This window comes from Spirosoma arboris (assembly GCF_009754945.1).
In the GTDB taxonomy this organism is placed as follows: Bacteria; Bacteroidota; Bacteroidia; order Cytophagales; family Spirosomataceae; genus Spirosoma; species Spirosoma arboris.
In genome coordinates this window covers 134,414-157,666 of record NZ_WPIN01000005.1, presented here as the reverse complement: position 1 = coordinate 157,666, position 23,253 = coordinate 134,414, and the positions used below count along the sequence as shown (strand labels likewise).

The 23,253-nt window shown below is 46.3% G+C and carries 23 protein-coding genes; 12 read left to right on the top strand and 11 right to left on the bottom strand.

Annotation, left to right across the window (positions count from 1 at the left end):
• Positions 1-146 precede the first annotated feature (146 nt).
• Both GO755_RS14785 and GO755_RS14780 read left to right on the top strand, forming a co-directional pair.
• Positions 147-2,516 carry an outer membrane beta-barrel family protein gene (locus GO755_RS14785; RefSeq protein ID WP_227686962.1) on the top strand — a complete coding sequence of 790 codons (2,370 nt, stop codon included), beginning with the start codon at positions 147-149 and terminating at the stop codon, positions 2,514-2,516.
• Between the two features lie 156 nt (positions 2,517-2,672).
• Complete coding sequence (locus tag GO755_RS14780) at positions 2,673-3,110, top strand: nuclear transport factor 2 family protein (RefSeq protein ID WP_157585949.1); 438 nt, start codon at positions 2,673-2,675, stop codon at positions 3,108-3,110.
• A gap of 161 nt (positions 3,111-3,271) precedes the next feature.
• Here GO755_RS14780 and GO755_RS14775 read toward each other — a convergent pair whose 3' ends face one another.
• Entirely contained in the window at positions 3,272-4,639 is a 1,368-nt protein-coding gene (locus tag GO755_RS14775) for a glycoside hydrolase family 88/105 protein (RefSeq protein WP_157585948.1), read from the bottom strand.
• A 699-nt stretch (positions 4,640-5,338) separates the two neighbouring features.
• Here GO755_RS14775 and dtd point away from each other — a divergent pair.
• The 5 genes from dtd to GO755_RS14750 all read left to right on the top strand — a co-directional run bounded on the left by dtd (position 5,339) and on the right by GO755_RS14750 (position 9,981).
• On the top strand, positions 5,339-5,791 hold the full coding sequence (gene dtd / locus GO755_RS14770) for a D-aminoacyl-tRNA deacylase (protein WP_157585947.1): 453 nt from the start codon (positions 5,339-5,341) through the stop codon (positions 5,789-5,791).
• A gap of 96 nt (positions 5,792-5,887) precedes the next feature.
• Positions 5,888-6,529, top strand: coding sequence for an O-methyltransferase (locus GO755_RS14765; protein ID WP_157586371.1), 642 nt, complete (start codon positions 5,888-5,890; stop codon positions 6,527-6,529).
• 39 nt (positions 6,530-6,568) lie between these two features.
• Entirely contained in the window at positions 6,569-8,917 is a 2,349-nt protein-coding gene (locus GO755_RS14760; protein ID WP_157585946.1) for a LysM peptidoglycan-binding domain-containing protein, read from the top strand.
• 145 nt (positions 8,918-9,062) lie between these two features.
• A complete protein-coding gene (locus GO755_RS14755; RefSeq protein ID WP_157585945.1) occupies positions 9,063-9,629 on the top strand; it encodes a DUF3109 family protein in 567 nt (188 codons plus the stop codon).
• Between the two features lie 19 nt (positions 9,630-9,648).
• Entirely contained in the window at positions 9,649-9,981 is a 333-nt protein-coding gene (locus GO755_RS14750; RefSeq protein WP_157585944.1) for an MGMT family protein, read from the top strand.
• A gap of 8 nt (positions 9,982-9,989) precedes the next feature.
• Here GO755_RS14750 and GO755_RS14745 read toward each other — a convergent pair whose 3' ends face one another.
• From GO755_RS14745 to GO755_RS14720, 6 genes are all read right to left on the bottom strand, one after another.
• Positions 9,990-10,538 carry an NADPH-dependent FMN reductase gene (locus GO755_RS14745; protein ID WP_157585943.1) on the bottom strand — a complete coding sequence of 183 codons (549 nt, stop codon included), beginning with the start codon at positions 10,536-10,538 and terminating at the stop codon, positions 9,990-9,992.
• 18 nt (positions 10,539-10,556) lie between these two features.
• On the bottom strand, positions 10,557-11,123 hold the full coding sequence (locus tag GO755_RS14740) for a precorrin-2 dehydrogenase/sirohydrochlorin ferrochelatase family protein (RefSeq protein WP_157585942.1): 567 nt from the start codon (positions 11,121-11,123) through the stop codon (positions 10,557-10,559).
• A 121-nt stretch (positions 11,124-11,244) separates the two neighbouring features.
• Positions 11,245-12,135, bottom strand: a complete 891-nt coding sequence (locus GO755_RS14735) for a hypothetical protein (protein ID WP_157585941.1) — start codon at positions 12,133-12,135, stop codon at positions 11,245-11,247.
• 167 nt (positions 12,136-12,302) lie between these two features.
• On the bottom strand, positions 12,303-13,217 hold the full coding sequence (locus GO755_RS14730) for an outer membrane beta-barrel protein (protein WP_157585940.1): 915 nt from the start codon (positions 13,215-13,217) through the stop codon (positions 12,303-12,305).
• A gap of 191 nt (positions 13,218-13,408) precedes the next feature.
• Positions 13,409-15,067: a glucose-6-phosphate isomerase gene (gene pgi / locus GO755_RS14725; protein WP_157585939.1), complete on the bottom strand. Its 1,659-nt coding sequence runs from the start codon at positions 15,065-15,067 to the stop codon at positions 13,409-13,411.
• A gap of 15 nt (positions 15,068-15,082) precedes the next feature.
• Positions 15,083-15,235 carry a hypothetical protein gene (locus tag GO755_RS14720; protein ID WP_157585938.1) on the bottom strand — a complete coding sequence of 51 codons (153 nt, stop codon included), beginning with the start codon at positions 15,233-15,235 and terminating at the stop codon, positions 15,083-15,085.
• A 37-nt stretch (positions 15,236-15,272) separates the two neighbouring features.
• On the opposite strand from GO755_RS14720, the gene GO755_RS14715 reads away from it, so the two are divergent.
• A complete protein-coding gene (locus GO755_RS14715) occupies positions 15,273-16,937 on the top strand; it encodes an ArnT family glycosyltransferase (protein WP_157585937.1) in 1,665 nt (554 codons plus the stop codon).
• 49 nt (positions 16,938-16,986) lie between these two features.
• The gene (locus GO755_RS14710; protein WP_157585936.1) at positions 16,987-17,283 is read left to right on the top strand and encodes a hypothetical protein; all 297 of its coding nucleotides are present in this window, start codon (positions 16,987-16,989) and stop codon (positions 17,281-17,283) included.
• A gap of 8 nt (positions 17,284-17,291) precedes the next feature.
• On the opposite strand, the gene GO755_RS14705 is transcribed toward GO755_RS14710, so the two are convergent.
• Positions 17,292-18,440, bottom strand: a complete 1,149-nt coding sequence (locus GO755_RS14705) for an acetamidase/formamidase family protein (RefSeq protein ID WP_157585935.1) — start codon at positions 18,438-18,440, stop codon at positions 17,292-17,294.
• Between the two features lie 131 nt (positions 18,441-18,571).
• On the opposite strand from GO755_RS14705, the gene GO755_RS14700 reads away from it, so the two are divergent.
• Positions 18,572-20,029 (top strand): MFS transporter, encoded by a 1,458-nt coding sequence (locus GO755_RS14700; RefSeq protein WP_317165877.1) that lies wholly within the window; start codon positions 18,572-18,574, stop codon positions 20,027-20,029.
• A gap of 35 nt (positions 20,030-20,064) precedes the next feature.
• Here the strand turns inward: GO755_RS14700 and GO755_RS14695 are convergent, their stop codons facing one another.
• Positions 20,065-20,466 carry a Dabb family protein gene (locus tag GO755_RS14695; protein ID WP_157585934.1) on the bottom strand — a complete coding sequence of 134 codons (402 nt, stop codon included), beginning with the start codon at positions 20,464-20,466 and terminating at the stop codon, positions 20,065-20,067.
• Positions 20,467-20,727: 261 nt separating this feature from the next.
• Here GO755_RS14695 and GO755_RS14690 point away from each other — a divergent pair, with 261 nt between their 5' ends.
• Together GO755_RS14690 and GO755_RS14685 are read left to right on the top strand one after the other, a co-directional pair.
• Positions 20,728-21,492, top strand: coding sequence for a M48 family metallopeptidase (locus GO755_RS14690; RefSeq protein ID WP_157585933.1), 765 nt, complete (start codon positions 20,728-20,730; stop codon positions 21,490-21,492).
• A 69-nt stretch (positions 21,493-21,561) separates the two neighbouring features.
• The gene (locus GO755_RS14685; RefSeq protein WP_157585932.1) at positions 21,562-22,281 is read left to right on the top strand and encodes a Bax inhibitor-1/YccA family protein; all 720 of its coding nucleotides are present in this window, start codon (positions 21,562-21,564) and stop codon (positions 22,279-22,281) included.
• 81 nt (positions 22,282-22,362) lie between these two features.
• On the opposite strand, the gene GO755_RS14680 is transcribed toward GO755_RS14685, so the two are convergent.
• Entirely contained in the window at positions 22,363-22,587 is a 225-nt protein-coding gene (locus GO755_RS14680) for a hypothetical protein (protein WP_157585931.1), read from the bottom strand.
• Between the two features lie 3 nt (positions 22,588-22,590).
• The gene (locus GO755_RS14675; protein ID WP_157585930.1) at positions 22,591-23,253 is read right to left on the bottom strand and encodes a restriction endonuclease; all 663 of its coding nucleotides are present in this window, start codon (positions 23,251-23,253) and stop codon (positions 22,591-22,593) included.

Here is a 23,253-nt window from a genome sequence, read left to right as displayed (position 1 = left end):
TGCCCGGCGTCGATTTCTTTATGTATTAAGCCGATTTTAATCTCTAATTCCCAACTGATTCGAGCCGATTCATCAGGGCGGGCTACTCAACTATGCACCAGATTGCTCTACGCTTTCACATACTTCTCTTCCTTTTATTACCAACGATGACCTTCGCCCAAGTCAGTAAAACCGAGCATTCGGTTTGGATTCGGGGTGTATTCATTGATGAAGATAATAAGCCCATACCGTTTGCTTCTATAGCGCTCTATCAGGCTACTGGATCTGTTCTGGTGACGGGCGTCGTATCGGATGATGCCGGAAAATTTGAATTGCAGACCAAGCCCGGCCACTATTACCTGAAAGTGACGGCTTTGTCGTATCAGGATAAGACAATTCCCGACATCCATATAGTTAATCAGGACTTGCAAATCGGCACATCTGTACTTAAATCCAGCGCGAAAAAACTGGAGGAAGTCGTTGTGAAAGGCGAAAAAAGCCAGATGGAATTATCACTGGACAAACGAATTTTCAACGTTGGTAAAGACTTAGCGAATGCTGGTGGTACCGCGTCGGATATTCTGAAAAACATTCCATCGGTGGCCGTCGATGGAGATGGCAATGTTAGTTTGCGCGGGAGTAACAGCGTTCGTATTCTGATTGATGGAAAGCCATCTGGTTTAGTGAGCCTCAAAGGTGGAGCTGGCCTACAGCAATTACAGGGCAGTATGGTAGAACGGGTTGAGGTGATTACGAATCCATCGGCCCGGTACGAAGCTGAAGGCATGGGCGGTATTATCAACATCGTCCTGAAGAAAGAACGGAAAGAAGGCTTCAACGGCTCATTCGATGTGATTACGGGTAATCCGGCCAATTTTGGGGCAGCAGCTAACGTCAATTACCGACGTAAAAACCTGAATTTCTTCATCAATTACACAGCCTCTTACCGCAACACACCCGGTCGAAGTTCGCTCTATCAGGAAGTGTATAGCAATGACACAACCTTTGCTTACAGCCAAAGCTCGACCTATAAATTGAAAGGGCAAAACAACAATGCCCGCGCCGGGATTGACTATTTCTTCAATCCTAAAAGTATTTTGACGGCCTCATACACATGGCGCCTTAGTAAAGGCAAACGTTTTTCTGATATCCAGTACCTTGATTATCTGCCTAATACGAAGACACTACAAACGATTACCAATCGAACGCAGGACGAAACGGAAACGGAGCCTAATTCGGAGTACGTGATCAGCTACAAAAAGACCTTTGCCCGTGAAGGTCACGAACTCACTGCTGACGTACGCTATCTGGATAACTGGGAAAAATCGGATCAGTATTTTGCTCAGCAAACAATTCTGCCCAACGGAGCTCCTTCTGGCATTCCGAGTACATTACAACGGGCAATAAATGATGAAACTGAAAAGCAGTTTTTGGTGCAGGTTGATTATGTCCGTCCATTTAAAAAAGATGGGAAACTGGAAGGGGGATTGCGCAGTAGCACCCGGAATATGACGAACGATTATACCGTTATTCAGCAGAACTCCGACGGGAGCTGGTTTCAACTCCCTAACCTGACCAACAATTTTTTGTATGAGGAAAAGATCAATGCGCTGTACGGAATCGTAGGGAATAAGATTCGAAAGTTTTCTTACCAATTGGGGCTTCGGGCAGAGTGGACTGGAGTGACTACCACCCTGAAACAAACCAATGATGTAAATCCCCGTAGTTATGCTAACCTGTTTCCAAGCATACACGCTACGTACGATTTGCCCAGCCAGCACGCCTTGCAAATTAGCTACAGCCGCCGGGTACGACGGCCACAATACAATGATTTGAGTCCGTTTATGACGTTCAGTGATAACCGAAATTTCTTCAGTGGTAACCCCGACCTAAATCCTGAATTTACCGACGCCTTTGAAATCGGGCATATTAAATATGTAGAAAAAGGGTCGATTAGCTCGTCGATTTATTACCGGTACACCACGGGCAAAATTATCCGAATTCGCCGGGTAAATGATCAGGGCTTTTCAACGACCCGCCCCGAAAACCTAGCTACCGAAGACTCATATGGGGCTGAATTTGCCGGTTCATATGCGCTCTATAAATGGTGGAAACTCGACGGCAGTGTCAATTTTTTTAGAGCTACTACAAATGGAGGTAATCTGGATGTAAGCTATCAGAGTGATACATACAGCTGGTTTACCCGCATGACTTCCCGATTTACGATCTGGCGGAATACTGATTTCCAGATGCGGGGTAACTACGAAGCTCCACAAAAAACACCCCAGGGCACCCGACAGGCTATTGCTACACTGGACTTATCGGTTAGTAAAGATATTCTTAAAAACAACGGTACGTTGGTTCTCAATGTTCTCGACGTATTTAATTCCCGTCGGTACCGCTCCATTACCGAAGGAGCTAACTTCTATACCGAAAGCAGCTCACAGGGGCGCTTACGGCAGATCAATCTGACATTCAACTACCGTTTGCATCAGGCCAAAAAGAAGCTGAAAGAGCCAGGCGAAGGGGAGTTTTAGTTAGAAAACATTTATGGATTTTTAGACACTTATACGTATTACTTAATAAGTTTCCGTTAACACTAGGTAAAAATTATCGACTTTTGCTTTTCAAATAACGATTGCCCCAAGTAGAGGCAATTGGGGAAAAACAGATAACATTTACCAATTATGCCAATGAAACTTATTGTGCTTACTCTTGTTGTTTTTTGCAGTTTAGTTGCCGTAACCACCAATAGTGTTGCTCAAAGTAAAGATCAAACTGCTGTTAGTCAGGCTGTTGAGCATTTGAGATTATTGATGATTTCTCCAGATAAAGCTAAATTAGAAGCCATTGCCGCCGATGATTTAAGTTATGGACATTCGAGTGGAAAAATTGAAGATAAAGCCGCGTTTGTGGAGGCACTAACAAGCGGTACGTCTGATTTCGTAAGTATCGAGTTAGTTGATCAGACGATTACAGTTGTTGATAATACGGCTCTGGTTCGCCATAAATTGATGGGTGAGACGCTTGATAAAGGCAAACCAGGGCAGGTGAAACTGAGTGTACTGCTGGTGTGGATTAAGCAGAAAGGAAACTGGAAATTATTAGCCCGTCAAGCTGTAAAAATCTAGTCGGAAATCCCGCTAAACTAAATAAGCCCATCAGACATCTGGTGGGCTTATCCTGTAACAAACCTATGATAAAACGTATTGTACAAAATAAGTTAGTTTTTTGGTACGAACTCTCCTGAACTCACCTGCCTGATTCTCAAATAAATATTGCCTGGCTATCGCTACTTCTTCTGCGTCAGTTGCAATGAACTATCGTTGATTTCAAACGTGTGCTTTTTTAGCATATTTATAACTTCGGCACCTGCTAACAATGCAGGCCCATAACCGTGAGCCGCGTAGGGATTAATGGGGCGGTGGTAATAAAACGCTGGATCAAAACCCATACCCGTGCCTACACAAACACCCTCAACCTGACCGCCTTGGGTAACTTTGGTAGCTACCGCATTCCAGCCTAATAAAGCCGCCGGAGCGTAGGCTAAAGGATCGAGCCAACCCCGGTTAATCGCTCTCGCGAAACAATAAACATAAATGGCCGTGGCCGATGTTTCCAGATAAGAATCATTACGATCAAGTAGTTGATGCCAGAAGCCTGAACCCGATTGTTGAGCGGCTAACCCTTTGGCATGTGCTTTCAGTAAATCCAGAATAGCTGGTCGGCCGGGATGGTTTTCGGGTAGTACATCCAGCAGCTCCACCGCAGTTAAAATTCCCCAGCCATTAGCCCTTCCCCAATGAAACTCTGGATGAACAGCCATGCCTTCGACCCAACCGTGCATATATAATCCTTTCTGAGGATTGAACATCCGCTTGGCAAACTGAGTAACCTGCTTCACCGCTTCATCATAATATTTCTGGTCGCCGGTGAGTTTGCCCATTTGGGCTAATGCCGGAACGCTCATGAACAGATCATCGAGCCAGAGCGTGTTAGGCTGCGGACGATTGCGAGCCAGTGTACCGTCGGCTAAGCGAAATTCTTTCGTTTGGATATAATTGATGTAGTTATCAATGAGTGGCCGCAAATCGGCTTTTATGCCACCCGCCCGACTCGCTTTGATCATAGCTGCACACATAGCCCCGGCATCATCGAGTGCGTGTGGGACCAATACCGACCGCATGGGTGTGTTTGCTTTTGGATCGGCTAGTACCTGAGCCCGGAAATACGGCACCTGATCCGCAATAAATTGGAGTCGTTTGTTAGTGTAATCGGCATAGCGGGCGTCGCCAGTGGCTTCGCTGGCGAGTAGCATTCCCGTATACGTAACACCCCATTCGTAGCTGATTAGCCGAAAATCACCAGGTTTGAAAATGGCATTCGGATTAAACGCACCTCCCGACGGGATGTCTTTCTTCGTCTCCTTGTCAATAAGTTGGGTTGGTGTATTGGCATCCAGATAGGTATAAATCCGCCGTAACACTCCCGTTACTTCATCGACCTTAGGCTGACCATATGGAACGGGGTAATCGGGCTGCAACAGGTGCAAAGGTGTCGTGGAATCATTGGCTTTTGGCGCACCGGGCTGAGCATGAAGCGTAAGGCTAATGCCTAAAGCCGCTATAAAAAAGGGGATACGTGAGGAGAAGGTAAGCATAAAACGATGATAAATACGTACGGAGTCAAGGTGTTTGGAGCAGGATTGATCCTATAAGCTAGGTTTCAATACAGTTTCCGCATCAAATATTACAAAACTCTGTTTGAGTTCTATCATGCACCCTCCTGTGAAGGGTAATTTTTCATCGTTTTATGCTGCTTTCTGGAAGTGGAAATTAGTGTAAAAAACTGAAGTGTCTACTGAAAAATCGAATACCAAAATAGGCATAAACGAGTAATACACCTGTTTCGAGAATAGATTCGATTAAGCTGTGATGATTAACTCCATTAGTATAATCCTGTAACCAATCAATTAATATGACGAAAAAGCCGATGAACGTGGCTATCGATCCGAGTATAAACAACAAAATCAGTAATTTCCTATTCATTTTTTTAAATTAGTCAAAGCGAATTAGAGATGGCCATATGTGACACGAACTATGACATCTACTTCACTATAGAGTTTAATCAGAACCCCATTTTTTTGTTAATAGTAGTAACTCATTGATCAAAACTAGGATTATATAGTCTGTAATTCGAATGATCGCGCAAGGTAGGTAGTTTTAGTAAATTAGTTACTAAAGGTAGTTGCTGAAGAATTTTCAAAACCTGGAAAGCCTGCCCTGAATTAACAATGGGTATAGGCAAGTAAAGAATAGCCTTTTTAATAAATTGTTCTCGTAAGTTAGTTTTTGTTAGTATGATTGCTGTTGTTCAGCGTGTTTCACACGCTTCGGTTACCATTGAAAATCAGATAAAAGGCCAGATTGGAACAGGCTTTTTAGTTTTACTTGGCATTACCCATACCGATACTCATGAGGATGTGGAGTGGCTTAGCCGGAAACTAATTGGCATGCGTATTTTTAGCGATGCCGATGGTAAAATGAACCTGGACCTAGCTGCTGTGGATGGTAGTATTTTATTGATCAGCCAGTTTACACTTCATGCCAGTACCAAAAAAGGGAATCGACCCAGTTTTATTGAAGCTGCCCGCCCGGATGTAGCCATACCACTTTATGAAGCCATGATTGCTCAATTATCAATAGACCTGGGCAAGCCAATCCAGACTGGTGAGTTTGGAGCTGATATGAAAGTGTCGTTACTCAATGATGGACCTGTTACTATTTTAATAGACTCGAAAAATAGGATTTAGTCTAGTTATAGTACCGATTTATGCCAGCTATACGTTACTTTTACTGAAACCAGCCCTTGCCTGTTGTCACAACTGACTGTACAGGTAAATAGCCGAATGGATTTTCTGCCCGCCAACATAAGCGCCTACGCGGAAGCGTTTACCTCGCCCGAAACTGAGTTGCTGCATCAACTTAATCGTAATACCCGTGCTCATATCATAGCCCCCCGAATGTTGTCGGGGCATATGCAAGGCCGTTTTTTGTCGATGATCTCCTGGATGATTCGTCCGCGTCGAATTCTCGAAATTGGTACTTATACGGGCTATTCTGCCCTTTGTTTAGCCGAAGGATTAACGGACGATGGTCTATTAATTACCATTGATCATAACGAAGAACTCGAAGACTTTGCCCGATCTTACTGGGAACAATCGCCTTTAAAGGATAAGCTGGATTTTCGACTCGGTGTGGCAGTCGATATAATTCCAACCCTCAACGAAACGTTTGATCTAGTATTTATCGACGCCGATAAACGCAATAATTCAGTCTATTTTGATCTCATTTTGGATAAAGTCAGACCGGGTGGTTTCATTTTGGCCGACAATGTTTTATGGAGTGGCAAGGTTGTTGAATCAGTAAAATCATCGGACCTTGATACAATGGCGGTGCTGGCTTTTAACCAAAAAGTTCAGGACGATTCGCGCGTAGAAAATGTGCTCTTGCCCGTCCGGGACGGGATTATGGTGATGCGAAAACGATAAGTGCGATTGACAAAATGAGCCGCCATTGCGGTATGATTTATGAAAAAACGAATTCATTTAGTAACGCTTCTTTTTCTGTTGACAGGCTTCATGGCATCGGCGCAAGTGAGCGTGCCAACGGTGCCGGAACAACTGACCTTTGCCGATATATCGGTGCAGTTAGATCCCGACGCCCGCCGTATTGTACAACAGGATGTCAACGCGCTTATGGCAAATCGGCAGTACTGGGTCGCCAAACTTGATCGGGTAGTGCTTTATTTCCCAATGATTGAAGCTATCCTGATTGACGAAGATGTACCCACTGATTTTAAATACCTTGCCGTTCAGGAAAGCTCACTTACGCCCGATGCCGTATCGTCGTCGACAGCCGTAGGATACTGGCAGTTCAAACGCGAGACCGCCATGGACAATGGCATGCGCGTAGATGACGTAGTGGATGAGCGAAAGAGCATTACGGCCTCTACGCACGGAGCCTCTAAGTATTTGAAACGAAGTAATTCTCAATTTAATAACTGGGTAGCCTCCCTCTATTCCTATTACCTCGGTGCGGGAGGTATCGCTAAGTTAATTCCGCCCGATTGGTCGTATGCTCGTGAAGTAGCGCTTGATGGCCATACTGATCGCTATATTTTACGATTCTTTGCCCATAAAATTGCCATCGAAAATGCGCTTCAAACCCACCAGACCAGCAATCGATTTGCGCTGATCGAGTATCCGAACGGAGGGGGTAAAAGCATGAAGGCAATCGCCGAAGAATTGAGTGTTGATGAGTTTGAGCTTCGCAAGTATAATCGTTGGGTATTGGGCGATGCAGTACCTACCGATAAAGCCTACGTAATGGCGATACCGGTAGCGAGTAATCAGATCAATGATGTACGGCAGAAAATAGTTAATGTAGATGCCAAAAAGACCCCCGATTTTGTTCAGAATGACGTTGGATTTCCAGTTTTGCGCCGAGTAACAACGGGCCTGAGTAGTAAGAACGACCCCATTTTGTACGAGATTAATGGCTTGCCAGGTATTCAGGCTCAGGCGGGCGACAACGCGGCATCGCTGTCACGAAAAGCGAAGATTAGTCTGTCGAGCTTTTTGCGCTACAACGATATGAGCGACCGCGATCCGGTGATTGTCAATGATGTATATTATCTGGCTAAGAAACGAAAAAAGGCCCTGGTTCCTTTTCACACTGTTCGTGAAGATGAAACGGCTCGTAGTATATCGCAGCGCTATGGTATCCGGCTTAAAAAACTGATGCGTTATAATCGTCTGGATCGCGTTCAGAAACTGGCAACAGGACGGGTAATGTGGCTTCGTGATCGCAGACCCAGCAACAAACCTGTCGAGATTATTAACGCACCAACTCCTCCTGTTTACGATCAGACGCCAACACCTCCCACTCGGTCAGATGTAGCCGCAAATACACCTGCAGGTGGTGTTCCCCGCTCTGTAAGTGGTAGTGAGAGCGTACCCCGAAACCCATCCGAACGAAAACTGTATCAGCCTAAACTGGTCGGCGGTGGCGTAACCCCGAACGATGGTACCTCTGAACCGGCAACGGCTCCACAGCCAGAGTCAACCCGACCAACCACACCGCCAACAAACAGCCGTTCGGTGCCAGCGCCTGTTTCTACAACGAGTAGTAATGATGGATCGCAACGCGTTGTCATTGTTCGTACACCTGATGGATCGCAGCCTACGAAATCAGTGCCAGTTGCCACTATGCCTGAGCAGGATAAAACGGCCAATAGCTCTACGATACCGCAGAAAGCCAAACCTGCCGATACGTATGCTACTACACAGCGTCCTAAATCTACTCCGGCCGCCGACATCGACATGGGTCGACCAGAAACAAGTAAAGATGAAGGTCCTCGTGAACAACAGGCAGATGGCTCATTGACCGTGCCTTCTGCTGTGCCACCAACGAAAGCACCACCTCGTCCGGCTGCCAAAGTAGAAACACGATCAACAATACCTGTTACCACAACCTCTGAACCTAAACCCGTTTCTCCTTCAGTAACCAATCGTTCCGCTGCTACGCATACGGTCGAAGCGGGCCAAACGTATTATAGTATTTCGAAACTACATGGGCTAACCGTTGATGAACTACTTGCACTCAACAATCTGACAACCAATGACAAACTTGAGGTTGGTCAGCAACTAGCGGTTAAGCCTACTCCGGGCGGTCGACTTGTGCAACCCTCTTCAACTGCCAAAACGGCTACACCAACAGAATCGTCGGCAGTAACGTATCACACCGTTGCGAAGGGCGAAACCATGTTCCGTATTTCTCAGATTTATGGCGTAAGCATTGAACAGATTCAGGCCTGGAATAATCTGTCGGATGTAGGCGTGAAATTGGGCCAGAAAATCAAGATTGTAAAACCGTAGTTTCTTCTCTAGTTGAAGATACAAAAAGCCACTTCGGACAGGAGTGGCTTTTTGTATTGTTCGCTGCATAGTATCTTTACTATAGGATAGGCTGGTTTCCTGCGGAATGTTCTGGTAGAGAATCGCCCATCACCGTCTTACAACTATGATTCTGATTGACAATACCTGCATCAGCGATGACGTTGCTGAAAAATTCTTCGTCTGTAATTTAGATAAATGCAAAGGCGCCTGCTGCGTGGAAGGGGATATGGGAGCCCCGCTTGAGGGCGATGAACCCGCAATTCTGGATCGAATTTATGAAGACATAAAACCGTATCTCTCACCTGAAGGTATTCGGGTTATTGAGCAGAAAGGAGGTTATGAACCTGATGAACACGGTGGTTTCGTGACCAATACAGTGGGTGGTCGGGAGTGCGTATATGCCACCTGGAATGACAAGGGTATTCTTAAATGTGGTATCGAAGAAGCCTATAATGAGGGTAAAGTCGATTGGAAGAAACCCATCTCCTGTCATTTGTATCCGATTCGGGTTACCAAGTATGAATCATTTCATGCGCTGAACTACGACCGTTGGCCTATCTGTAGTCCTGCCTGTAGCTTCGGTGAACAACTAAACGTACCGATCTACAAATTTGTCCGCGAAGCGCTTGTTCGGGCTTACGGTGAAGAATGGTACAGCCGGTTGTCAAAGGCTATTGAAGAGAAAGAATAAATACCTCTTCGATCTAGCTATGGAACAACGTGATTATTTTGAGGAGGTATATGAAGTCGTGCGGTTAATACCCAAAGGCCGCGTCACGAATTATGGAACCATTGCCCGCTACTTAAGCCTACGGGCGGGTGCCCGAATGGTAGGCTGGGCCATGAACGGTTGTCATAACCGCCCCGACGTGCCCGCTCATCGGGTTGTTAACAGTGTGGGTGTGCTATCAGGCAAGCATTTCTTCGGTGAGCCCGATGTCATGCAGCGCCTGCTCGAATCCGAGGGCGTACAGGTCAAAAATGATAAGGTTGTTGACTTTAAAAAAGTCTTCTGGGACCCTGCCGTGGAGTTGGCTTTGTAGGAGTGGTTTTAAACTACCTGACTCTTTTGCTCTACCACTTCCAGTAAAGACGATACCACATCCTGTAATTCCTGAACCAAAACTGGGTCGGTTACTCGATCATCAGCTCCCAATCGTTGCCGAATGAAGGGCACAATGAGCGACGCCTTCTCTGGGGTTTGTGCCATTAAAACCTCCAACGTATGCGACAGCGACGCATGTGCCCGCATGCCACCCGTATCCGATGGGCCTGCGCTGATAATGCCAACTGGTTTATAGACGAACTCACCCGATGAGGCAATCCAATCAAGCATATTTTTCAGAACACCTGGCATACCGTGAATGTATTCTGGCGTACAGATGATTACAGCATCGGCTTCCCGAAGTTGAGTCCGTAGATTAATGACCGCTTCTGGTGCCTGATCGGTATCGCGTTCGGGGCTGAAATGAGGAAGGTTATCGAGGCCGTCGTAGAGCGTGACAGTTATCGTTGAAGGAGCTAATTCGGCAATGGCCCGTAAGAGTGATGTATTGGTGGAAGCCGCCCGCAGGCTACCCGATATAGCGAGAAATTTCATTCGTGTTGGCGTTAATATCTATCGCAACACTTTCGTGATCTCGTTTAGTTTCTCCATTTTTTGCACAAAATCACCTTTGAGCTGATTACGAATGGCGGTCAGATTGTCGAGCGTTTCCTGCAAGCTATCGGGTAGAATATCTTCCAATACTTCGCGGAATCGTTTGGCGAAAGTGGGTGATTTGCCGTTGGTGGAGATGGCGATTTTTAAGTCGCCTTTCTTGACAACTGAACTCAGGTAGAAGTCGCACAACTCGGGCGTATCGGCTACGTTCACCAGAATTCGCTGGCGTTTACAATCGGACTGTACCTGCCGGTTAACGGCCTTATCATTCGTACCAACAATGACTAAGTCTTTACTGGAGAGGTAAATTTCGTGATAAGATTCCTGAATCAGTTGTAGCTTGGGAAACTGACGGGCCATTTCCCGAATTTCGTCTCGTATGTCAGGTGCAACAAGCGTGACTCGGGCTTCTGGTGAATTAGCCAGTAAAGCGGTCAGTTTTTCCAGACCTACATAACCTCCACCCACGATGAGCACATGCAGGTTCTCAGCCTTGACGAAAATAGGGAAGAGGGTATTCATGAAAAAGTTGTAAGGAATGAGTTAACAAGCTGTAAGTAAGAAGTCAAGAACCGATAATTGGCCTGTTGACAAACTTACAACTTGTTAACTTATTCCTTACAACTTACTTCTTTGCAACGTATTAAAACTTAAACCCTAGATTAACACCCAGAATTCGACGTTTGCTGTTACCGCTAGTGAGTACATCGGCGAATCCGTAGTGGTACACGAAGTCCAGCATGATTGGGCCTGCATCGAAGCCAAGATTAACCAGGCCATTGATGGTTGCCGCCTGAAAATCAGCATTACCTAAGTTGAAATCGTTTTTGTCGGTGCTGAGTGGGGTAGCATACTCACCACCAACTGCCAAACGAACCGCCGATACACCCCGATCTGACTGGGCTAATTTGACGCCTATATACGCTGGAATGTGCAAATACCGTTGGTCGATGTTGGCAGTAATATCGCTGACACCGTTTACCTGACCATCGCCCGGTTTAAAGAATTGCGAACTAGACGCCAGATATTCGGCCCCGATCTGACCATAGATGCGTCCACCAGCCCGTACCAGAAAGCCCAGCTGATAACCCAGCCGACCGGTTAAGCCCTGCCCATTTACGGTTTCACCCTCAAAACGGGTTGAATTAGCACCCCCATAAACACCAAATGTAAAGTGCTTATAATTCTGATGATGTTCCTGACGTTCAGAGACTTCCTGGCTACGTTGTCCATCTTCAAACCCTTCGTCGTAAGCTTTGCTCAGATCACGTTCGTCAAACTGGCGATTATCACCAATTCGGCCTTCGTAGCGATTGTCATAGCGTGGGTATTCCTCGTTTCGGCGATTATATTCACGTCGTTCATCAATGGCATTATTGTATTGCCGTTCGTCCCGCTGATTGTAGCGACGCTGGTCCCGGCTATCATTTCGGTTGTAATCGTATCGGTCATTATTGGAATTTTGCTGGCCCAATACGAAACTCGTACTGCAGACTCCTGCCACGAGTAAAGCTGTTTTTGTGAAAGTTTTCATAACCTGTTGAGTTGAGTAAAATGAATACATAGATTCAATTCTAAAACCGTTCAATATGGAGGAATGTTTGTGTAATCATGTCTGAAGGCCATTTTTGCCTAATCATTCCTATAAAAAAAGCCGCCTTCATTGAAAGGCGGCTTTGCTTTGGTCTCCCTTAGGCAGTTTTAAAACTTGAACCCTACACTGGCGCTCAGTATCCGACGTTGCGAACCTGCAAAACCGGTTGATGTAGTGGTGCCATTGGTTGGATTTTTGATCGAATCGCTCAATCCATAGTGGTAAGTCAGGTCAATGAGCAGTGGCCCAATATCGAAACCTAATTGGCCTAAGCCATTGAATGTCCCACTTTTAATCTCTGCATTGGTCAGGTTGAAGTTGCCACTGTTGGAATTGATCCGATTGGCATATTCAAGACCAACCTGCAACCGGATCGCCGAAATTCCCCGATCGGACTGAAGCAGTTTGTAGCCGATGTAAACCGGAATCTGAACGTACTGAATGTTGATCTGATCCTGAATTTGGCTAGCTGACTGACCGTCTCCTTTGGTAAAATAGTTCGAACTGGAGGCAAAGTATTCAGCACCAAGTTGACCGAAGAGCCGGCCACCACCCCGTACGAAGAAACCAGCCTGATAGCCCACACGCCCCGATATATCGCCACCCGTCGATTCACCTTTAAGCTTGGTTGAGTTTAAACCAGCATAAATACCAAATACGAAGTTTTTGTAATCTTTCGCTTTCGTACGTGCCGGACGCTCGGTTGTCGAATACGTTTCCGTCGAGACTGTCGTCGTTGTACCATCGGCAGGTGTTGCCATACTGTTCGTCGAATAGTTTCCGTTCGTGGTTGACGAATTACTATTCGTTGCGTTATTGTCCATCGTCGAATTGCTGTTCGTCATCGGACTCGTTGGTGCTGGGCTGTTGAGTGAACCCGTACTATCGGTTGTCATTTGCGATGAGTACGTAGAATTCGTCGGTGTACTCATCGTAGTCGAATTCGTTGTGGTCGTGGTTTGGGCATTCACGAGCCCGATACCACACAGGCATGCTGCCAGGAGGGAGAATTGCGTTTTCATAATTTTTTTCTCGTTGAGTGTATAACTAAAAAAAGGTGTAGCCTAGACTACACCCCATTAACAGGCCATTACTTAGCAATGTTTTGAACTATTTCAATTTTAATAAACGCAGAGTTACAAAACACATAGAGCGAATAGGGCTCGATTTGACTGATTTCTCTGTGATTCTGTTTCGTTATATTCAATTGGAATTACTCGTTTCGCATTGATTTAAACGCGTTCATTAAACCATTTGTCGAGCTGTCGTGCGAGCTAACCGGTGCGTCGTCCTGCAACTCAGGCAGAATACGACTGGCCAATTGCTTGCCCAGTTCAACACCCCACTGATCGAAGCTAAAAATGTCCCAAATAACGCCCTGGGTGAAGATTTTGTGTTCGTACATGGCAATCAGACTGCCAAGCGTATAGGGTGTTAATTTCTTAAACAGGATAGAATTTGTGGGGCGATTTCCCGAAAACATCTTGAAAGGTGTCAACGCTTTGATCTCCTCTTCACTCTTTCCTGTCTTGCGTAATTCTTCGGCCGCTTCGGCTTCCGTTTTGCCGTTCATGAGCGCTTCTGTTTGCGCAAAATAATTGGCCATTAAAATTTTGTGATGCTCACCAATGGGCCGTTGGCTCACTGCTGGGGCCAGAAAATCGCACGGAATTAATTTGGTTCCCTGGTGAATCAACTGATAAAACGCGTGCTGGCCATTGGTTCCCGGTTCACCCCAGATAATGGGACCGGTTTGGTAATCGACAGGATGGCCAGCCCTATCAACCGATTTGCCGTTGCTTTCCATATCGCCTTGTTGGAAATAGGCGGCAAAACGGTGCATATATTGGTCGTAAGGCAAAATAGCCTCGGTTTGGGCACCAAAGAAATTGTTGTACCAGATACCCACTAATCCCAGAATAACGGGCAGGTTCTGGTCGAGGGGTGTATCGCGAAAATGCAGGTCCATAGCATGAGCACCATCCAGCAACTCCTCAAATTTGTCGAAGCCGACATAGAGTGCAATCGACAGGCCGATGGCCGACCAGAGCGAGTACCGGCCACCAACCCAATCCCAGAAACCGAACATATTGTCGAGGTCGATGCCGAATTTTTCAACGTCTTTCTGGTTCGTCGAGAGGGCCGCAAAATGCTTGGCAATAGCGGCTTCATCTTTGGCGGCCTCTAAAAACCACTGACGCGCCGTTTGGGCATTCGTCATGGTCTCCTGCGTCGTAAAGGTTTTCGACGCAATCAGAAACAGCGTCGTTTCGGGTTTGACGGTTTGCAACGTTTCGTAGATGTGTACACCGTCTACGTTCGAGACGAAGTGAACGCGCAGTTTTTTGTCGTCGGCATAGGGTTTCAGGGCTTCTGTCACCATAACCGGGCCGAGGTCGGAACCTCCGATGCCGATGTTCACGACATCCGTAATGGCCTCACCCGTATACCCTTTCCACTCGCCCGACCGAATCCGTTCCGTGAACGATTTCATGTGGTCGAGCACCGCATTCACATCCGGCATAACATCCACACCATCTACCAGAATAGGTGCATTGGAGCGATTACGCAGCGCAACGTGTAGTACAGCACGATCTTCAGTCCGGTTGATTTTATCGCCCGAGAACATCTTGCCAATGGCATTTTTTAATTCGGCCTGTTCGGCTAGTTGTACAAGCAGATCAAGTGTGTCGGCAGTGATCCGATTTTTTGAAAAATCGAGCAGAATATCCTCAAACCGGCGTGTGAATTTGTTAAACCGTTCCGGGTCTTCGGCAAACAAATCGCGTAGATGGCGAACTTTCAGGCCATCGTAATGAGCTTGTAGTTGGGCATAAGCCGGTAAGTCGGTAAATCGGTGATTGGCGAGCATAAGGGGTTTTATGTTTCAGGTTCTAAGTTCCAGGTTAACGGTTGCCAGAGTTACTGACGCATCAGCTAACCTGGAACTTGGAGCCTGAAACTCGAAACTCATTTCACTGGCGCGAATATCGTGAATCCCCGCAATCTTTTTTCGGCTATTTTTACGCTCCTTTTCCATTCGGGATCGTTGTTTTTCGGCATCAATACATTCATTAATGAATCAAAAACTGTTCTATTCGCTAGTACTGATTGGTTTGGGGGCTTTATTCTTCATCCCGTTTTTGGGGGGCGTCCGATTGTTTGACTGGGACGAAATCAACTTCGCCGAATGTGCCCGTGAGATGATTGTTTTGGGCGACTATTTTCACGTTCATATTGATTTTAAGCCGTTTTACGAAAAACCACCGCTGTTTTTCTGGTTCCAGTCAATCCTGATGAATCTCTTTGGTATCAACGAATTTTCGGCCCGCCTGCCGAATGCAATTTGTGGTATCATTACGCTGGTCTATCTCTATCACATTGGGAAAAAACTGCACGGACACCGCTTCGGATTGCTGTGGGCACTGGCTTACTTAGGCTCGGTATTACCTCATCTTTATTTCCGGTCTGGCATCATCGACCCATTTTTTAACCTGTTTATTTTCATTAGTCTGGTCAACGTAATTTTTGCTTCCTGGAAACGCGAACGACTGGGGGGCGCTATGACTGTACCCAAAAGTGAATGGACTTATATTCTGCTAGGGGGAATTGTGCTGGGCCTAGCTATTTTAACCAAAGGGCCTGTTGCCTATCTCATTGTTGGCTTAGTATTGGGCACGTACTGGCTGTTGAATCGGTTCCGTTGGTTCATTACGCCCCTGCAATTTCTGGCGTTTACTGCAGCCGCTTCGGCAAGTTCACTAATCTGGTACGGCCTCGATATTTACCTGCATGGTCCAACACTTGTCCGCGAATTTCTGGCCTATAGCATCCGGCTGTTTAGTACACCCGATGCGGGTCATGTCGGTTTTCCGGGCTATCATATTATTATTCTGCTGATAGGTTGTTTTCCGGCCTCTATTTTCGGGATTCGGGCGTTTGGGTCATTGTTTATCGAACGGAACTACCAGCGAGAATTTCGACGATGGATGTTGATTCTATTCTGGATAGTGCTGATTCTGTTCAGTATTGTTCAATCGAAAATCGTCCATTATTCCTCGCTCTGCTATTTCCCGCTGACGTATTTCGCATCTCTAACGCTTCTGCAACTGGAAGAGCGAAAAATACAGTTTAACAACTGGATGCGAGCGGGTTTACTGGTTGTTGGCGGAATTTATGTAGCTGCTATTGCAGGCCTGCCGTTTCTAGCCCGTCGGATGGATATTGTGAAGGCGGCTGCCGATCAGGATGCATTTACGCAGGGTAATCTGAACGCGAAAGTAGAGTGGACGGGCTGGGAAGCATTTCCCGGCATATGGCTGCTTATTATTATTACGCTGGTGCTAATTTGGTACAATCAGCGCGAAATGGCCCGTGCTTCGGTGACGCTCTTCATTGGTATGGCGGTGTTCATAACCCTGACGCTCTGGTTTTTCATTGGCCGTATTGAAGGAATTTCGCAGGACGCAGCCATGCGATTTTTCGAGCGGGCACAAGGGCAGAATGTGTACGTGAAAACCTACGGATACCACAGTTACGGCCCTTATTTTTATACGCAGAAACAGCCTGTTACAAACCCAAATGAGTACAATCTCGACTGGTTACTAAAGGGGCGAATTGACAAAGATGTGTTATTCATTCGCCATGCCTCTGAGGAGCCAACCTTACTTGATTCGCTCCCCGATGTTCGAAAAACGGGCGAAGAAAATGGATTCGTTTTTTATCGGAGAAAAGCAAAGTAGGGTATAGCAAATAAGTGCTTATTTTTAGCATAACTAAACGCTTAAGGCTATGAGGAATTCATTTTTCATCCTGATCTCATGCGTATCACTTTCAGCAGCTGCTCAGTCTGTTGATAGTACAAAGACGCCAGCTCCCAAAACGAACGCATTCTCAAAATACCAACAGCCGAGCCAGTTTGGTGTACAACCCGCCCCAGTGCCTACTAAGCCCCAGGGAGCGGGGGTACAACCTGATATGGTCAAAAAGCTTGAAGATAAGCGTGTTAATTCGAGCTATCAATACGAAAATGGCCGAGTTACGGGCGGGAAAACGTCTATTCAACTGGGTAAGAAAAAAGATCAATAACAACCCGATTACGACCAATAATCGAATTTCTTCTTCGTAAAGATCGACTTGGGAATCATCGCATGAACGCCAAGCGTCTGATCAACCACCTGACTCACTTCAAAATCGACGCCCGTGCTGGCAATGGACAACGCTTCGTTGAACGTAAAGCCTAACTCATCTCTGATGAAGGCACAAGCTTCAGAAAGAGCGTTTTTCATGGCCTTATTTAGGTCTTTGTCCAGGCCAACAGCAATAAAATGGGTTGGCGTTTCGGCGCGCGGTTGTTTCAGCGCTTTGCCTTTGTGGACAATAAATTTGACGGTCAGGTTAATGGCCGTCTCGATGGCCACGCCACTTACTTCGCCATTGCCTTGAGCGCCGTGACCATCTCCGGTGGTAAATAATCCGCCCGGTACTGAAACCGGTAGGTGTAATGTCGTGCCTTTTGTTAAGTGTTTGATGTCCAGATTGCCGCCAAAGAAATTAGGTGGAATAGAGCTTTGGCGACCCATATCGGCAGGTGGCGATAGGGCCATGACGCCCATGAACGGCTTCAATGGTATTTCAAGGCCCTCTTTGAGTGTCGCCATCTTACGTTTGGCATCGTACCGGTATACGAACGTTTCCCGAGTTTTTACCTCATCGGGAATACCACCTCCACCAGGCCAGACGCTATTGACACCAAACCCAGCCGGGAAAGTCAGATCAAGGATGCGAATTTCAAGGCTGTCGCCGGGTTGCGCTTCATCGATGTAAACCGGCCCAGTCAGCATGTGTCCCCGAATGCCTGATGGTTCGGGTTTTACATTTTTTAGAATCGCGATAACTTCCTGGGCATGTTGATCGAGAGGTAGGTTATTTTTCGTATAAAACTCTTCGGGATTGGTTCGACTAACACCCGACGGATTGACTGTCTGAATTTCAACCACGTCGCCGTCTTTCACTTTGTAGACGGGCGGGACATCGGCTCCGAAATAACCCCAAACCATGTTTTCTGGTAAGGAGCGGACGACATGATCAGGTTTGACAGGCGCTGATTTGGTCGTCAGTATTTCTGTCTGTTCAGCATTGGATGGAGTGTGATCAAACGCAGTTGCGGTTAAACCGCCTGTCGACAGAATAGCCAACCCATTTCGGGTTGTTTTACGTAAAAAAGTTCGTCTGGACGTGTACATCAGGTTGTTTGATTGAGTTTGCTCAGAGAATAAGCGTAGTAAGATAATAAATCTGAGCAACTATGGATTAGATTGCCATGAACAACCAATCAATTTTGCCAGTTAAGTCGCAGAAATAACCTGAATTACTTGTGTCAGTATCACCCGTCTCAACGGCAACTTCGTCGTCTCCCAATAAATGGATCATTCTGGGGACAATCATGTTCGGTACATTTATGTCGACGCTCGATAGCAGCATTGTCAACATTGCGTTGCCGACGATAAGGCGGGATCTGAATGCGGGCGACAGTGTCGAATGGATTGTATTATGTTACCTGCTGACAACGACGAGTACGTTACTCATCATGGGTAAATTGTCGGACTGGGTTGGGCGTCGGCAGCTTTACATCACTGGCTTTTGCGTGTTTGTGCTGGGATCGTTGCTTTGTGGACTCGCCTGGAATCTATGGTCGCTGGTAAGTTTTCGCGTGCTTCAGGGATTAGGCGCTTCCATGATTTACGCCATTGGGCCAGCTATCATTGGGGATGCCTTCGCTCCTCAGGAACGCGGGCAGGCTCTTGGTCTTATGGGCTCGGTGGTGGCTGCGGGCTCTAGTGCCGGACCTGTAATTGGCGGGCTATTACTAGGAAAATTCGGCTGGTCGAGTATTTTTTTTGTGAACGTACCTATCGGCTTACTAGCCATCTGGCGGGCATGGACCATATTGCCAGAAAGCCCAAAGGTTACGAATCAACGCTTCGATCTGGTAGGAGCGGGGCTATTTCTGATTGGCGTAACTACCTTATTAACAGGTCTGGATTTTGGGCCGGAACCTCAATATGGCTGGCATGATACGCTCGTTGTTGGGTTGTTAGCTACTGGTGCGGTTTTATTGATACTTTTTCTCTTTTGGGAAATGCGGGTCAGCGAACCGATGTTGCGGCTGAGTCTATTTCGAATTCGACCGTACACCGCAGCTATTCTGGCTGCTTTTTGCGGATTCGTTGCCTCAGGAGGAAACCTATTCGTGATTCCCTTCTTTTTACAGCAATTATTAGGACTTAATCCCGAACGAGCAGGTTTAGTATTATTGGCTGGACCGTTGACACTTAGTCTGGTCGCTCCCTTAGGGGGTTATCTGTCCAGCCGAATTAGCACCCGTTGGCTGTCCAGCACTGGCTTGCTAATTACTACCTGTGGTTATTTTGCCTTTTCGTTTCTGGACACAAGTTGGGATTGGACAGATGTTATCTGGCGGAGTTCGCTTGTTAGTCTGGGTTTTGGTTTATTTCAGTCTCCCAATAGTAGCAGCGCCCTTAATGCCGCCCCGCTGGCACAACGGGGTATTGCTAGTAGCATGATCGCTTTCATGCGCAATTTGGGCTTTGTGGTCGGAATTGCCCTGGCCGCTGCGATTTGGTACAGTACGCGTAATAGCTACGCACTGGAGCATGGAGTAACGGCTGAGGCAACGGTCGCGCAACTACTTGGCATGCATTACGCCTATCTGGTAATGGCTGGTCTGGTGCTGCTAGGGGCCATTATTTCCTTTACCCGAGGGAAGCCAGCGAAGGTTTCGCCACCAGTTGTTACTGCACCAGAACTATAGCGTGAACGGCCGACCGGACCGTTCACGCTAGGAAGCTACCGCTTGGGGCCAACGGAATCATAGATGACTACTTTCTCCCACAGTTGTGCATAATTGTTGCGGAAGTCGTCGTGGATAGGGTGCTTCTGATAAGCCTCTTCATCTGCGGGACTATCGAAAAAACACAACCAGGAGTAGGTGTATTTTCGCTCAATGACATCACGGGTTGTACCGGCGGGTGTGCCAATATTTACCAGCTTGATGGTGGGACATTTAGCGAGCTTGTTTAGACCTTCCAGCAACTTGGCTTTATCGGCCTCACTACCCGGATTTTTCAGGTAAAAGAAAACGTGGTGAACAAACATTTCTTTAGGGGCTGATTCGATGACTGGCAACCCGGCACCCAGCCCGGCTGCGACGCTATTTTTGACAAAACTTCTCCGTGATTGCTCGCTCATTGGATGTTCTCGTTTTCAGATTGACAAGGAACTAGGCTCCTTTTGAAAGCAAAAATGCCAAACGATTCGTCGTCAGGCAAATCTGAACGAAAATCATATTGGTTAATAAATTCCTGCCTTTATAATTCCCGCTTTATAGTGCAGTGAGAGGCCATAAGGTGTTGCATTTTAGTCATCTGATAAACTTTTAGTCGATTTAATAGTCAATACTATTAATCCATTTACAAACCATTCACATGGATTCGGTCCATGATTCAACTTATGAAACGTATCATCATTATATTATTTGTAGGATTTGGACTGCCCACGGTGAGCCTGGCCCAAATCAAAATTAACTCTAATCTTATGCAGGCGTTGATGGAAGCTGTGGGTTCTGCCACTATATCCGATGCGCAGGTTGCCGAGCTTTCGCGCCAGGCTATCGTGGAAATGGATGCTAAAAATCCCGTAGCCGCAGCGAATGATCCTTACACTGTACGGCTCAATAAAATCGTGAGCCGCCACCATACCATCAGTGGACTACCCGTCAATTACAAAGTGTACAAAGTACCTGATGTCAACGCATTTGCAACGGCTGATGGCAGCGTACGTGTTTTTAAAGGACTAATGGACATCATGACCGATAATGAGCTACTGGCTGTTATGGGGCATGAAATCGGGCATGTGATTAATCATGACACACGTGATGCCATGAAACGATCGCTTCAACGCTCGGCCATACGGGATGCTGTGGGCTCAACATCGGGTAAATTAGGGGAGCTATCCCGGTCGCAATTAGGCGATGTTGCTGATAATCTATTGGGAGCCTCGTTTAGTCGCCAGCAGGAAACCGAAGCGGACGATTATAGTTATGGGTTTCTGAAACGCTATGGCTATAACGTTCTGGCCCTGGCTACTGCCTTCGAGAAACTGGCCAAATTAAATGGTGGACAAGGTGGTCCCACGTTCTTGTCGTCGCACCCCGATAGTCAGGCTAGAGCGCAACGCGTGCGAGATCGCGCCCGTCGGGATGGATTGGCTAAGTAAGCGCAAAGGTTGAGTTGCATCTATTCAGGCATTTAGCTTTCTTTCGGACGTAAAAACCTATTTACTCCAATGGAATCACAATCCTACCCTGAACGACAACACCCTTTTCTTACCGCCGATCAAGTCAAACGCGAGCAGGCCGCTTTCATGACCCAGGTCTATGGCTGGATGACTGTTGCCCTGCTTGTTACGGCCTCCGTCTCCGTCTGGGTGGCTAGTACCCCAGCGTTGCTGAATATCATTTTTGGCAATCGACTGGTTTTCTACGCACTCCTGATTGGTGAAGTGCTATTGGTAGTCTACTTATCGGCAGCCGTGCAGCGTGTATCGGCGAGAGCGGCAACGGCTATGTTTTTGGGCTATGCCATTATGAATGGCTTAACGCTGGCATCAATTTTTATCCTGTATACCGGCGGTTCGATAGCGTCGACTTTCTTTGTTACGGCGGGAACATTTGGCGCTATGAGTGCCTTCGGCTATTTCACCAAACGCGACCTGACTTCATTAGGTGGTTTTTTGATGATGGCCTTAATCGGTCTGATCATTGCATCGGTTGTAAATCTGTTCTGGCAGAACGAGACGCTGTACTGGATTGCTACCTACGCTGGGGTGCTGATATTTGTCGGGTTGACGGCCTACGACACTCAGAAGATTAAAGAAATGAACGTAATTGGCAATGCGGGTACCGACGAAGATCGCAAAGAAGCCATTATGGGTGCTTTACGACTCTATCTGGATTTCATTAATATGTTCCTCTACATGCTGCGCCTGTTCGGTCGCCGACGGTAGAATTAGATGATTTTGTAAACCAAAAAAGCACTTCTCCCGAAGTGCTTTTTTGGTTGGTGAGGTTTGGGAATAGGGCCTTTGTTATTTGCGTAACCAAGCTGCTAATGGATTCAAATAGTACATTTTTCCATCTTTTTTGAAGTCCCAAACATTACTGACCTCCCGTAGTAAAGCAGGTTCATCAGCTTTTCTAATACGAACACGGTTTGTACGGCGTAGCCGTCGATTTGCCCACCGTTTATCCTGCTTTTCTGTTGAACCTGTAGTAAAGCCAAAGATTGGTGTTTTGCGGAGGGAGCGACTCATTAATTATAAGGAATAATTAAGAAATTTGGTCACATAACTATTTACCATTGTTAATAATTCTGGACCATCAATTAGCTTTAGATAATGCTGATATGCCTTAGTCATATATTTTTTTATGACGTCAGCTGAGAACCTGAAATTCGTAATCATGACCCCAGTACTGGCCTTTAATTCGTTTATTTTAAATAAGAACCGCTCTACTAGTTCAATACCTAAAGGTGTTTTTTTGCGAGTTTTACACTCAATTAAATGAGCTGTCGGGATAATACCATCTTGTACCGCAACCATATCATAACCGCCATCTCTTGTTCTTTTTGTAGGTGTCACATCGTAGCCTAAGCCCATGAAAAGCTTTCTAACAATCCGTTCAAAATCGTAGTGATGGGTACTGTAGATCTTTTTGTTGTTTTTGTAAATTTCTAGAATAAGCTCATCAATATCATCTATTTGTGACTGCTTGCGCAGTTCATTAAGTAAAATAACTGCAGTAATTCCACTTGTGCTTTGCTCTATTGATTCTTTTGTATCCACCTGGACTTTAATATGCCCATCCGTAATCCTGAATAAAAAATTCTCCAAGATAGGTACAATTGGATTGTCAAAACCTACACTATTAATATGCTGTAGATTCTTCAGAAGTACTGATGATGATACAATAAACTTCAT